6 protein-coding genes, 2 tRNA genes, 3 rRNA genes, 1 pseudogene and 1 riboswitch are annotated in these 13,360 nt (G+C 51.6%); of the genes and pseudogenes, 11 read left to right on the top strand and 1 reads right to left on the bottom strand.

The window, feature by feature from the left end; translation table 11 throughout:
- Positions 1 to 76: 76 nt before the first annotated feature.
- A complete protein-coding gene (gene fabR, locus JZM30_RS16525; RefSeq protein WP_252320005.1) occupies positions 77 to 712 on the top strand; it encodes an HTH-type transcriptional repressor FabR in 636 nt (211 codons plus the stop codon).
- A gap of 110 nt (positions 713 to 822) precedes the next feature.
- Positions 823 to 1,194, top strand: a complete 372-nt coding sequence (locus JZM30_RS16520) for a YijD family membrane protein (protein ID WP_252320002.1) — start codon at positions 823 to 825, stop codon at positions 1,192 to 1,194.
- Between the two features lie 140 nt (positions 1,195 to 1,334).
- On the opposite strand, the gene trmA is transcribed toward JZM30_RS16520, so the two are convergent.
- Entirely contained in the window at positions 1,335 to 2,441 is a 1,107-nt protein-coding gene (gene trmA, locus JZM30_RS16515; RefSeq protein WP_252320589.1) for a tRNA (uridine(54)-C5)-methyltransferase TrmA, read from the bottom strand.
- A gap of 139 nt (positions 2,442 to 2,580) precedes the next feature.
- Positions 2,581 to 2,792: riboswitch (cobalamin riboswitch) on the top strand.
- Between the two features lie 87 nt (positions 2,793 to 2,879).
- On the opposite strand from trmA, the pseudogene btuB reads away from it, so the two are divergent.
- The 9 genes and pseudogenes from btuB to birA all read left to right on the top strand — a co-directional run bounded on the left by btuB (position 2,880) and on the right by birA (position 13,346).
- Positions 2,880 to 4,680, top strand: a pseudogene (btuB, locus tag JZM30_RS16510) (TonB-dependent vitamin B12 receptor BtuB).
- Positions 4,661 to 5,521: a glutamate racemase gene (murI, locus tag JZM30_RS16505; protein ID WP_252320000.1), complete on the top strand. Its 861-nt coding sequence runs from the start codon at positions 4,661 to 4,663 to the stop codon at positions 5,519 to 5,521. The pseudogene btuB and the gene murI overlap by 20 nt, the downstream one beginning before the upstream one ends.
- 390 nt (positions 5,522 to 5,911) lie before the next feature.
- Positions 5,912 to 7,453, top strand: a 16S ribosomal RNA gene (locus tag JZM30_RS16500).
- Positions 7,454 to 7,528: 75 nt separating this feature from the next.
- A tRNA-OTHER gene (locus JZM30_RS16495) sits at positions 7,529 to 7,604 on the top strand.
- 103 nt (positions 7,605 to 7,707) lie between these two features.
- Positions 7,708 to 7,783: transfer RNA gene (locus JZM30_RS16490), tRNA-Ala, on the top strand.
- Positions 7,784 to 7,945: 162 nt separating this feature from the next.
- A 23S ribosomal RNA gene (locus JZM30_RS16485) occupies positions 7,946 to 10,850 on the top strand.
- Positions 10,851 to 11,038: 188 nt separating this feature from the next.
- Positions 11,039 to 11,154 (top strand): 5S ribosomal RNA (gene rrf / locus JZM30_RS16480).
- Together the 16S, 23S and 5S rRNA genes with 2 tRNA genes alongside form the textbook arrangement of a ribosomal RNA operon.
- 198 nt (positions 11,155 to 11,352) lie before the next feature.
- The gene (gene murB / locus JZM30_RS16475) at positions 11,353 to 12,390 is read left to right on the top strand and encodes a UDP-N-acetylmuramate dehydrogenase (protein WP_252319998.1); all 1,038 of its coding nucleotides are present in this window, start codon (positions 11,353 to 11,355) and stop codon (positions 12,388 to 12,390) included.
- A complete protein-coding gene (gene birA / locus JZM30_RS16470; RefSeq protein WP_252319996.1) occupies positions 12,387 to 13,346 on the top strand; it encodes a bifunctional biotin--[acetyl-CoA-carboxylase] ligase/biotin operon repressor BirA in 960 nt (319 codons plus the stop codon). Before murB ends, birA begins: the two co-directional genes overlap by 4 nt.
- Positions 13,347 to 13,360 lie beyond the last annotated feature (14 nt).

The following is a 13,360-nucleotide window of genomic DNA, read 5'->3' as shown; positions in this document are numbered from 1 at the left end:
CTTTGTCTCAGTATGTCGCAAGTAAAGTTTGCTATAGTGCTTTCCTGGATAGGAAAGCGGATGGTGTCAGCTGAATATGGGTGTCAGAGCACAACAAAAAGAACGCACTCGCCGTTCCTTAATCGAAGCTGCTTTCAGTCAACTCAGCGCCGAACGGAGTTTCGCCAGCCTGAGCTTGCGTGAAGTCGCGCGTGAGGCGGACATCGCTCCCACCTCTTTTTATCGCCACTTCCGCGATGTCGATGAATTGGGTTTGACGATGGTCGATGAAAGCGGCCTGATGTTGCGTCAACTGATGCGACAGGCACGCCAGCGCATTGCCAAACGCGGTAGCGTTATTCGCACATCGGTCGCCACCTTTATGGAGTTCATTGGCAACAACCCCAATGCGTTCCGTCTGTTGTTGTGTGAACGTTCTGGCACCTCCGCCGCGTTTCGTGCTGCTGTAGCCCGTGAAATCCAGCATTTTATTGCGGAACTGGCGGACTATCTTGAGGTGGAAAATCATATCCCGCGTGAATTTGCGGAGGCCCAGTCTGAAGCCATGGTCACGATAGTGTTTAGCGCTGGCGCAGAGGCGTTGGACGTTGGACTTGAGCAGCGGCGGCAATTGGAAGAACGCCTGGTGCTGCAATTACGCCTGATTGCCAAAGGGGCTTACTACTGGTACAGAAAGGAACATGAGAAGGAAGTGAATACTTCTGACGTGTAGCAGCGAACCTGAGGTGATGTTTCCCATCTGTTAAGGCGGTACGCAGTAGGCGTCTCATCGTGTTCCTGAGTGTTTAAAACGCTTGAGTGTTTAAAACTACGGGAGACATCATGACAAAATACCCTCATCAAGAAAAAGGCACCCTGGTTTTGGCATTGATCGCCGGTTTGTCGGTCAATGGTTCATTTGCCGCCTTGTTCAGTTCAATCGTGCCCTTTTCCGTCTTTCCGCTGGTTGCCCTGGTGCTCTCGGTTTACTGCCTGCACCAGCGTTACCTCAATATTGAGATGCCTGAAGGCATACCGCTGCTGGCTGCCGCCTGCTTTTTGTTGGGGTTGCTGCTGTATAGCGCGTTGGTTCGCGTTGAATATCCGCAGATTGGCTCCAACTTCCTGCCTTCATTACTGTGTGTCGTGTTGGTGTTCTGGATTGGCTTGCGGCTTAAAAAGCGCCGCCCGGTAGACGACGCGCCTGCATTCTGATGATTACGGGCAAGCCCTTTTCGGCATGTCCGTGTTTCTCGGCGAATCACGACGAGGGGCGCCCTGGCGGCTCACGCCGCTACGACCCCATCGCCGCACATCACCTAACAACGGGCTTTGTCATAAGTCTGAGAAGGCGGTCACGCCTTCTTTTCTTCTAACAGCACGCCGCATTCCATATGGTGGGTGTAGGGAAACTGATCGAACAGTGCAAGACGAGTGATACGGTGCGTCGTCGTGAGTTTGGTCAGGTTGTTGCACAGGGTTTCCGGGTTGCAGGAGATGTAGAGGATATGCGAGTAACTCTGCACCATGGACAGCGTTTGGTCGTCCAGGCCGCTACGTGGCGGATCGACAAAAATGGTGTCGCACTGATAGTCGGACAAATCGATACCCTGCAAACTGGTAAATTCACGCTCACCCTGTAGTGCTTGGGTAAATTCTTCCGCTGCCATGCGGATAATCTGCACGTTATCAATCTGGTTCGCGGCGATGTTGAATTGTGCCGCGGCGACAGACGGTTTGGCGATTTCAGTGGCCAATACACGATTGAAATTACGTGCCAGTGCCAATGAGAAGTTGCCGTTACCGCAATAAAGTTCGAGCAGATCGCCTGTTGATCCCGCAGTAGCCTTCAGCGCCCACTCCAGCATTTGGATATTGATGGCGGCATTGGGCTGGGTAAAGCTGTTTTCAACCTGGCGGTAGATCATCTCACGTCCGGCGACTGGCAGGCGTTCATCAACATAATCTCCGTCGAGACAGATTTTAGTTTTTGTTGCCCGGCCAATCAGTTGCAGAGCGAATCCCTGAGCGCGTAGTGCATCGCGCAGCGCGCGTGCCTGCTGTTGCCACGCTTCATCTAACGCCTTGTGGTAGATAAACGTCACCACCACTTCACCGCTCATTGTCGACAGATAGTCAATCTGAAACAGATTGTGGCGCAGTACCACATCGTTGCGTAATGCATCGATCAGAATGGGCATGAGTCGATTAATCAACACGCTGGCCGCAGGGAACTGATCGACTCTGATCCGTTGTTTGGTCTGCTGATCGAACATGATGTGATAGAGATCGTCCCCTTCGTGCCACATGCGAAATTCGGCACGCATACGGTAATGACTCACCGGAGAACGGAACACCTCTGGCTCAGGAGCAGCAAAGGGCACCATCATCTGCCGTAGACGTTCCGTCTTTTCCGCAAGCAGGTCGTCATACTGTTCGATGGGCAGGTTCTCTGGCGTCATGGTGTTCTCGGCTTCAAAACGGTGAAAAGGTGAAAAGAAGTTTACTGGCCGGGATTGTAGGGCATCTGGAAGGGATGTCCAGCGTTGTTGCTGCGATAGTAATTTCACATCGTGGAAGTCTAGACATCCGTAAGCGGCCATCGTAGCATAGCGTGCCGGTATTGCACTGCGTGCTACGCAGTGTGAGTTAAAAGGGAATCCAGTGAAAACCTGGAGCTGACGCGCAGCGGTAAGGGGAAGAGAAACGACAGCATTGAATGCAGACACTGCCTGCGGGTGGGAAGTCGTCGTTTCTGATTGCAACAGCAATGTCACCCGAGCCCGAAGACCTGCCGGTTTACGTCGCAATGTTCACGATCGTCGCGAGCTATCGATTGTGGTAATGCGGCATCCGCAATGTGATTTGTATGCTAACTACATGTCTTATAAAAATTATCGCTGCTGGCGGCGCTCTCTGCCACGGCTTTTTCTGGCTGGGCGCAGCAAACTGACAACAACACCATGGTGGTTACCGCTAACCGTTTTCAACAGCCGGTGAATAGTGTGCTGGCGCCTACAACAGTGGTTACTCGCGAAGATATTGACCGCTGGCAGGCGAAGAGCCTGACCGACGTGATGCGCCGTTTGCCGGGGGTGGATATTGAGCAGAGTGGTGGGTTGGGGCAACAGAGTGCACTGCGCATCATAGGTACTGAGAGCAGGCATGTACTGATATTGATGGATGGTATTCGATTGAACCAAGCTGGTATCAGCGGTTCTTCTGATCTCAGCCAGATCCCACTTTCTCTGGTTCAAAAGATCGAATATATCCGTGGCGCGCGTTCTGCAGTATATGGTTCCGACGCCATTGGTGGTGTAGTAAACATCATCACCACTAGAGAGAAGGAGGGTACTACACTGACAGCGGGTGTCGGTTCAAAAAGGTATCAAGCTTATGATGCTGCTACCCAACAGGTTTTGGATAGTGGAACAACCCTCACGTTAGCGGGTAACTATACCTATACCAAGGGGTTCGATATAGCCGCCGCTGATGCGCCGCGCCAACCTGATCGTGATGGGTTTATGAGTAAATCTATCTATGGTGCAGTAAAACAGCAATTCAATGATGGGTTTAGTGGTTTTTTACGTGGTTATGGCTTTGATAACCGAACCAACTATGATGGCTATGACGCACTGGATAGTACGACGTGGGCGAGATTGGGCACGCCGGATGTTCGGCAGCTTTACAGCCAATCGTGGGATGCGGGCTTGCAATTCAATCGAGATATTTATTCAAGCCAATTCGTTGCCAGCTACAGCCATACCAAAGATTTGAATTTCGATCCCGTTAAGGGGCGCTACGGCATCGCATCTACCATGGATGATGTGAAGCAATATAACTTGCAATGGGGTAACTCGCTGGTTGTTGGTGCTGGGAATGTAAGTGCGGGTGTGGACTGGCAAAAACAGACATCGCAGCCGGGTACAAATTATGTTGCTGCTGGGCACGAGCAGCGTAACGTTGGTGTCTACGCCACGGCTCAACAAAAAATAGACAGTGTGACGCTGGAAGCAGCAGTTAGAGGCGATGAAAATAATGTTTTTGGCTGGCATAACACGTGGCAATCAAATGCTGCGTGGGAGTTCATTGAAGGGTATAGCATTTTTGCTTCTTATGGTACAGCGTATAAAGCACCGAACCTGAATCAGGTGTATAGCGAAAAATATGGTAATCTCAACCTTAAACCAGAAGAAAGCAAGCAGTGGGAAGGTGGTTTCGAAGGATTAACCGGGTCAGTGAACTGGCGCTTGTCTGGGTATCGTAATGATATCGATGACCTGATTAATTATGATTCAACCAATCACTTTAGCAATATCAAGAAGGCGCGTATTAAAGGTGCTGAAGCAACGGCGTCCTTCGATACTGGTCCTTTAGCCCACACTGTTTCATTTGATTACCTCGATCCGCGTAATAGCCAGACCAATGAAGTGTTATTACGTCGAGCTAAACAGCAGGTCAAATATCAGTTGGATTGGGTCGTTGCTGATATCGATTGGTCGGTGACTTACCAGTATCTTGTATCTTGGTCAACGTTATGACACTGACTACAACACGTATCAGCCTGTCAAACTTGGCGGCGTAAGTCTCTGGGACCTCGCTGTATCATATCCTGTCACCTCTCATCTCACAGTTTGTGGTAGAATCGCCAACCTGTTTGATAAAGAGTACGAGACAGCATATGGCTATCAAACTGCATGAAGAGAGTACTATCTCTCCGGAAGCTACACCTTCTAACCTGCCCGCCCGCCCCACGGTTTTGGTGTTTGACTCCGGCGTGGGGGGGTTATCTGTGTATAACGAGATTCGGCAGTTGCTGCCGGATCTTCATTATATCTACGCCTTCGATAACGAAGCGTTCCCCTATGGCGAGAAACCGCAAGACTTTATCGTTGAGCGTGTGGTTCAAATCATTTCTGCGGTACAACAGCGCCATCAACTGGCTGCCGTGGTTATTGCCTGTAACACCGCAAGCACCATCTCACTGCCCGCGCTGCGCGAGCGTTTTACATTCCCGGTGGTCGGCGTTGTGCCTGCCGTGAAGCCTGCTGCAAAGCTGACACGCAATGGCATCGTCGGCGTTCTGGCAACGCGTGCCACGGTACAGCGCTCTTACACACATGAACTGATTGCCAGTTTTGCCACGGATTGCCAGATATTGCTGCTGGGGTCGGCGGAGTTAGTGGAACTGGCGGAAGCTAAGTTGCGAGGGGATAACGTATCGTTATTGGCGTTGCAGCAAATTTTGCACCCTTGGCTGAAATTGCCTGAGCCTCCGGATACCGTAGTGCTTGGCTGTACGCACTTCCCTCTTTTGGCTGAAGAGTTGCAGTTGGTGTTGCCAAACGGCACGCGACTGGTGGATTCCGGGGCGGCAATCGCCAGAAGAACCGCATGGCATCTCGCTAACCTGGAACAACCACCGGCGCTGAGCACGGAAAAGAATCTGGCTTATTGCATGACGATTACGCCTAAAGTGGCGACCCTGTGGCCCGTTTTGCAGCGTTTCGGCTTTGAATCGTTGGAAAAACTACCGCTTTAGTGGCTTTTTGGCGGAATAGTAGGCACTCGAAAATAAAATTGAAATTAGCCCTTGTCAGGGTGCGAGAAGTGTCTACACTAGCGCCTCCACTGACACGGCAACAGCGACACGCAGTTGCGGTAACAGTCGGAAAGTTAAACGCGAAATTGAAAAATTAACGTTGACTTTTCAGCGGTGCAGCGTAATATACGCCTCCCGCGCCACGGTAGATGTGGCAACGCTCTTTAACAATTAATCAGACAATCTGTGTGGGCACTCACAGGACTTTATCGTAAAGCCTTAGGGCTTAAAAAATAAAAGTCTTGAAGAGTGAACAACAGTTAATTCATTACGAACTAACAGTAATAATTCTTTGAGCATCGCTTCTCGAGCAGAAGCAAATCAAACTTTAAATTGAAGAGTTTGATCATGGCTCAGATTGAACGCTGGCGGCAGGCCTAACACATGCAAGTCGAGCGGTAGCACAGGAGAGCTTGCTCTCCGGGTGACGAGCGGCGGACGGGTGAGTAATGTCTGGGAAACTGCCTGATGGAGGGGGATAACTACTGGAAACGGTAGCTAATACCGCATAACGTCGCAAGACCAAAGTGGGGGACCTTCGGGCCTCACGTCATCAGATGTGCCCAGATGGGATTAGCTAGTAGGTGGGGTAACGGCTCACCTAGGCGACGATCCCTAGCTGGTCTGAGAGGATGACCAGCCACACTGGAACTGAGACACGGTCCAGACTCCTACGGGAGGCAGCAGTGGGGAATATTGCACAATGGGCGCAAGCCTGATGCAGCCATGCCGCGTGTGTGAAGAAGGCCTTCGGGTTGTAAAGCACTTTCAGCGAGGAGGAAGGCAGTAAGGTTAATAACCTTGCTGATTGACGTTACTCGCAGAAGAAGCACCGGCTAACTCCGTGCCAGCAGCCGCGGTAATACGGAGGGTGCAAGCGTTAATCGGAATGACTGGGCGTAAAGCGCACGCAGGCGGTTTGTTAAGTTGGATGTGAAATCCCCGGGCTTAACCTGGGAACTGCATTCAAAACTGGCAAGCTAGAGTCTCGTAGAGGGGGGTAGAATTCCAGGTGTAGCGGTGAAATGCGTAGAGATCTGGAGGAATACCGGTGGCGAAGGCGGCCCCCTGGACGAAGACTGACGCTCAGGTGCGAAAGCGTGGGGAGCAAACAGGATTAGATACCCTGGTAGTCCACGCTGTAAACGATGTCGATTTGGAGGTTGTGCCCTTGAGGCGTGGCTTCCGGAGCTAACGCGTTAAATCGACCGCCTGGGGAGTACGGCCGCAAGGTTAAAACTCAAATGAATTGACGGGGGCCCGCACAAGCGGTGGAGCATGTGGTTTAATTCGATGCAACGCGAAGAACCTTACCTACTCTTGACATCCAGAGAACTTGGTAGAGATGCCTTGGTGCCTTCGGGAACTCTGAGACAGGTGCTGCATGGCTGTCGTCAGCTCGTGTTGTGAAATGTTGGGTTAAGTCCCGCAACGAGCGCAACCCTTATCCTTTGTTGCCAGCGATTCGGTCGGGAACTCAAAGGAGACTGCCAGTGATAAACTGGAGGAAGGTGGGGATGACGTCAAGTCATCATGGCCCTTACGAGTAGGGCTACACACGTGCTACAATGGCGTATACAAAGAGAAGCGACCTCGCGAGAGCAAGCGGACCTCATAAAGTACGTCGTAGTCCGGATTGGAGTCTGCAACTCGACTCCATGAAGTCGGAATCGCTAGTAATCGTAGATCAGAATGCTACGGTGAATACGTTCCCGGGCCTTGTACACACCGCCCGTCACACCATGGGAGTGGGTTGCAAAAGAAGTAGGTAGCTTAACCTTCGGGAGGGCGCTTACCACTTTGTGATTCATGACTGGGGTGAAGTCGTAACAAGGTAACCGTAGGGGAACCTGCGGTTGGATCACCTCCTTACCTAATGATACTGATTCTGTGAAGTGTTCACACAGATTGTCTGATGAAAGAAATCGAGCGGTTAGAAGACCTTATAGGCTTGTAGCTCAGGTGGTTAGAGCGCACCCCTGATAAGGTGAGGTCGGTGGTTCAAGTCCACTCAGGCCTACCAAAATCGTTCTCAATGCTGCATTGCTCGCCCACTCGCATACTGATGTATGCTTCGCGAACTCGCGCCTTGCCTGAGAGCGATTTGGCAAAGTTTACTATTCGATGGGGCTATAGCTCAGCTGGGAGAGCGCCTGCTTTGCACGCAGGAGGTCTGCGGTTCGATCCCGCATAGCTCCACCATTTACCGTCTTGATACCCAATACTTCAGAGTGTACTGTTTGACAGTATGCTGCGAAGTATTTTGCTCTTTAACAAGCTGAAAATTGAAACGAGCAATAGTGGCTCACTACCAATATTGTGATTCTCTCAAGCTTTCACACCCGAGACATTTTCGGGTTGTGAGGTTAAGTGAATAAGCGTACACGGTGGATGCCTAGGCAGTCAGAGGCGATGAAGGGCGTGCTAATCTGCGAAAAGCGTCGGTAAGCTGATATGAAGCGTTACAACCGACGATACCCGAATGGGGAAACCCAGTGCAATTCGTTGCACTATCATGTCATGAATACATAGTGGCATGAGGCGAACCGGGGGAACTGAAACATCTCAGTACCCCGAGGAAAAGAAATCAACCGAGATTCCCCCAGTAGCGGCGAGCGAACGGGGAAGAGCCCAGAGTCTGAATCAGCTTGTGTGTCAGTGGAAGCGTCTGAAAAGTCGCACAGTAAAGGGTGATAGTCCCGTACACGAAGATGCACAGGTTGTGAGTTCGATGAGTAGGGCGGGACACGTGTTATCCTGTCTGAATATGGGGGGACCATCCTCCAAGGCTAAATACTCCTGACTGACCGATAGTGAACCAGTACCGTGAGGGAAAGGCGAAAAGAACCCCGGCGAGGGGAGTGAAATAGAACCTGAAACCGTGTACGTACAAGCAGTGGGAGCATCCTTAGGGGTGTGACTGCGTACCTTTTGTATAATGGGTCAGCGACTTATATTCTGTAGCAAGGTTAACCGCATAGGGGAGCCGTAGGGAAACCGAGTCTTAACTGGGCGTTAAGTTGCAGGGTATAGACCCGAAACCCGGTGATCTAGCCATGGGCAGGTTGAAGGTTGGGTAACACTAACTGGAGGACCGAACCGACTAATGTTGAAAAATTAGCGGATGACTTGTGGCTGGGGGTGAAAGGCCAATCAAACCGGGAGATAGCTGGTTCTCCCCGAAAGCTATTTAGGTAGCGCCTCGTGAATTCATCTTCGGGGGTAGAGCACTGTTTCGGCTAGGGGGTCATCCCGACTTACCAACCCGATGCAAACTACGAATACCGAAGAATGTTATCACGGGAGACACACGGCGGGTGCTAACGTTCGTCGTGAAGAGGGAAACAACCCAGACCGCCAGCTAAGGTCCCAAAGTCACGGTTAAGTGGGAAACGATGTGGGAAGGCATAGACAGTCAGGATGTTGGCTTAGAAGCAGCCATCATTTAAAGAAAGCGTAATAGCTCACTGGTCGAGTCGGCCTGCGCGGAAGATGTAACAGGGCTAAACCATGCACCGAAGCTGCGGCAGCGACACTTAGGTGTTGTTGGGTAGGGGAGCGTTCTGTAAGCCGTTGAAGGTGAACTGTGAGGTTTGCTGGAGGTATCAGAAGTGCGAATGCTGACATAAGTAACGATAAAGCGGGTGAAAAGCCCGCTCGCCGGAAGACCAAGGGTTCCTGTCCAACGTTAATCGGGGCAGGGTGAGTCGACCCCTAAGGCGAGGCCGAAAGGCGTAGTCGATGGGAAACAGGTTAATATTCCTGTACTTGGTGTTACTGCGAAGGGGGGACGGAGAAGGCTATGTCATCCGGGCGACGGTTGTCCCGGTTTAAGCGTGTAGGTGTGACTTTGGTAAATCCGGGTCACTGTTAACACTGAGGCGTGATGACGAGGTACTACGATACTGAAGTGACAGATGCCAAGCTTCCAGGAAAAGCCTCTAAGCATCAGGTAACATTGAATCGTACCCCAAACCGACACAGGTGGTCAGGTAGAGAATACCAAGGCGCTTGAGAGAACTCGGGTGAAGGAACTAGGCAAAATGGTGCCGTAACTTCGGGAGAAGGCACGCTGTGCGAGGTGTAGGGATTTACTCCTGAAGCTTTGCGCAGTCGCAGATACCAGCTGGCTGCAACTGTTTAATAAAAACACAGTACTGTGCAAACACGAAAGTGGACGTATACGGTGTGACGCCTGCCCGGTGCTGGAAGGTTAATTGATGGGGTTATCCGTAAGGAGAAGCTCTTGATCGAAGCCCCAGTAAACGGCGGCCGTAACTATAACGGTCCTAAGGTAGCGAAATTCCTTGTCGGGTAAGTTCCGACCTGCACGAATGGCGTAATGATGGCCAGGCTGTCTCCACCCGAGACTCAGTGAAATTGAACTCGCTGTGAAGATGCAGTGTACCCGCGGCAAGACGGAAAGACCCCGTGAACCTTTACTATAGCTTGACACTGAACCTTGAGCCTTGATGTGTAGGATAGGTGGGAGGCTTTGAAGCGTGGACGCCAGTCTGCATGGAGCCAACCTTGAAATACCACCCTTTAATGTTTGATGTTCTAACCTGGGTCCGTAATCCGGACTGGGGACAGTGTCTGGTGGGTAGTTTGACTGGGGCGGTCTCCTCCCAAAGAGTAACGGAGGAGCACGAAGGTTAGCTAATCCTGGTCGGACATCAGGAGGTTAGTGCAAAGGCATAAGCTAGCTTGACTGCGAGAGTGACGGCTCGAGCAGGTACGAAAGTAGGTCTTAGTGATCCGGTGGTTCTGAATGGAAGGGCCATCGCTCAACGGATAAAAGGTACTCCGGGGATAACAGGCTGATACCGCCCAAGAGTTCATATCGACGGCGGTGTTTGGCACCTCGATGTCGGCTCATCACATCCTGGGGCTGAAGTAGGTCCCAAGGGTATGGCTGTTCGCCATTTAAAGTGGTACGCGAGCTGGGTTTAGAACGTCGTGAGACAGTTCGGTCCCTATCTGCCGTGGGCGTTGGAGAATTGAGGGGGGTTACTCCTAGTACGAGAGGACCGGAGTGAACGCACCACTGGTGTTCGGGTTGTCATGCCAATGGCATTGCCCGGTAGCTACGTGCGGAAGAGATAAGTGCTGAAAGCATCTAAGCACGAAACTTGCCCCGAGATGAGTTCTCCCTTGTCCCTAGAGGACGCTGAAAGGCCGTTAAAGACGACGACGTAAATAGGCTGGGTGTGTAAGTGCAGCGATGCATTGAGCTAACCAGTACTAATGACCTGTGAGGCTTAACCTTACAACGCCGAAGATGTTTTGGTGTTGATTGAGAGACAAAATCGTCTGGAACGATTTTGAACAGCGCGGAGCGCTGGCCCCGAAGGGGTGAGTATCAGGATGATACGAATAATCACGTGCTCGAGAAGTTCAGCTTGTTGACAGATTGGCATTCATGGCTGAGAAGCGGTGGATGTAAAACAGAATATGCCTGGCGGCGATAGCGCGGTGGTCCCACCTGACCCCATGCCGAACTCAGAAGTGAAACGCCGTAGCGCCGATGGTAGTGTGGGGCTTCCCCATGTGAGAGTAGGGAACTGCCAGGCTTTTAATATAGCGAAGGGGCTGTCCGAAAGGACAGCCCTTTTTGCTGTGCGTAGTTTCTGGTGGTATAGGGTTTTTATCATCAGGAATGGCTCGCCTTTCATTGCTCTCTCAGGGATCGAAGATGCCCGCGTACCGTAGAGATTTGGCGTGCGGGATCGGGTAAACTACGGCGTATTCAATCTGGAGAGTACGTTCTGATGACGAGCAGTGTCACATCCCTTAAGCCATACAACACCTTCTCTTTGCCCGTTTATGCCGATGAGATCGTCTGCGCCGATACACCGGATTCGTTGGCTGCTTCCTGGCGTCATGCGAGTGAACAGAATAAACCGGTGTTGATTGTGGGGGAGGGTAGCAATGTCCTGTTTTTGGAAGATTTTGCAGGGACTGTCATTGTTAACCGCATAAAAGGGATTGAGATTGCTGAAGATGATCGCGGATGGCATCTGCACGTCGGTGCCGGTGAGAACTGGCATCATCTGGTCGAGTATACGCTGCAACAGGGCGTGTCGGGCCTGGAAAATCTGGCGCTGATCCCTGGCTGCGTCGGCTCGGCCCCCATCCAGAATATTGGCGCTTATGGCGCTGAGTTTAAGCAGTTTTGCGCATATGTCGATGTCTTGGATCTTACCCTCAATCAGGTGACCCGCCTCAGTGCTGAGCAGTGCCAGTTTGGCTATCGTGAAAGTATCTTTAAGCATGAATACCGACAGGGATTTGCCATTATTGCAGTAGGTCTGCATCTTACTAAGTCCTGGGTGCCTTTGTTGGGCTATGGTGATTTGGCGCAGCTCGATCCTGCAACCGCGACGCCTGATGCTATTTTTACTACGGTATGTGCGATGCGGCGTAAGAAATTACCCGATCCGGCGCTGATGGGAAATGCGGGCAGTTTTTTCAAAAATCCCGTCGTTAGCGCCGAGCAAGCACTGGCTATCTTGATGCGGTATCCCAATGCACCACACTATCCGCAGCCCGATGGTACGGTTAAATTTGCTTCTGGCTGGCTTATCGACCAGTGCCAGTTAAAAGGACACCGCATTGGCGGTGCGGTGGTTCATCAGCAGCAGGCTCTGGTGCTGGTCAACCTTGATGAGGCGACGAGTGGCGATATTGTTGCGCTGGCGCGTTATGTGCGTAATAGCGTTGCAGAGACATTTGTACTCTGGCTTGAGCCGGAAGTGCGCTTTATTGCTTCAACGGGTGAAGTAAGCGCGACAGAGGTGCTGTCATGAAAGATATCCGCGTCCCTTTAACGCTTATCAAGATCCTTTCCGACGGTGAGTTTTACTCAGGTGAATACCTCGGTGAACTGTTGGGAATGAGCCGGGCAGGGATTAACAAACATATCCAAACCATCAGAGAGTGGGGACTGGATGTGTTTCCCGTTACAGGGAAAGGGTACAGCTTGCCTGAACCGATGCAATTGCTCGACGAGAATGTTATTCGTGCCGCACTCCCAGCAAATAACGTTGCGGTACTGCCTGTCATTGATTCGACCAACCAGTATCTGCTCGACCGGCTGGAGAGCTTGCACTCTGGCGATGCGTGCGTGGCAGAGTACCAGCAGGCTGGTCGTGGTCGTCGTGGGCGTAAGTGGCAATCACCGTTTGGCGCTAACCTTTACCTCTCCATGTTTTGGCACTTGGAGCAGGGGCCTGCCGCTGCGGTGGGGGTTAGCCTGGCTATTGGTATCGTGATTGCAGAAGTGCTGCATCGTCTCGGTGCACATGATGTCAAAGTCAAATGGCCCAACGATCTCTATATGCACGATCGCAAACTGGCCGGGATTCTGGTTGAGCTGATGGGAAAAACGGGAGATGCGGCGCAGTTAGTGATCGGTATTGGCATCAACTTGCGGATGCGGGCCTCTTCGGGGCAAGGCGTGACGCAGGAATGGATCAACCTGCAAGAAGCCAGGATCGATATCGATCGTAATATTTTGGCCGCTACGCTTATCACTGAATTGAGTAACGCGCTGGAAGTGTTTGAACAAGGCGGACTACGTTCGTTCATCCCTCGCTGGCAAGCCATCGATAATTACTATAATCGCCCGGTGAAATTGATTATGGGCGAACGCGAGATCCATGGGATTGAACGCGGAATTGATGAGCAGGGCGCGCTGTTACTTGAAGAGAACGGCGAGATTAAGGCCTACATTGGTGGCGAAATCTCACTGCGTGGCAAATAGACAGTAGGGGGGAT

The organism is Candidatus Symbiopectobacterium endolongispinus (genome assembly GCF_018777385.1).
GTDB lineage: Bacteria > Pseudomonadota > Gammaproteobacteria > Enterobacterales > Enterobacteriaceae > Symbiopectobacterium > Symbiopectobacterium endolongispinus.
Note: the sequence above shows the minus strand (reverse complement) of the source record. Positions and strands in the feature narration are given on the sequence as shown.

Bases quoted from the DNA above. Each gene is read 5' to 3' on its own strand.
- murI (WP_252320000.1), top strand. From the start codon at position 4,661: ATGGCTATCAAACTGCATGAAGAGAGTACTATCTCTCCGGAAGCTACA.
- trmA (WP_252320589.1), bottom strand. From the start codon at position 2,441: ATGACGCCAGAGAACCTGCCCATCGAACAGTATGACGACCTGCTTGCG.
- JZM30_RS16520 (WP_252320002.1), top strand. From the start codon at position 823: ATGACAAAATACCCTCATCAAGAAAAAGGCACCCTGGTTTTGGCATTG.
- murB (WP_252319998.1), top strand. From the start codon at position 11,353: ATGACGAGCAGTGTCACATCCCTTAAGCCATACAACACCTTCTCTTTG.
- fabR (WP_252320005.1), top strand. From the start codon at position 77: ATGGGTGTCAGAGCACAACAAAAAGAACGCACTCGCCGTTCCTTAATC.
- birA (WP_252319996.1), top strand. From the start codon at position 12,387: ATGAAAGATATCCGCGTCCCTTTAACGCTTATCAAGATCCTTTCCGAC.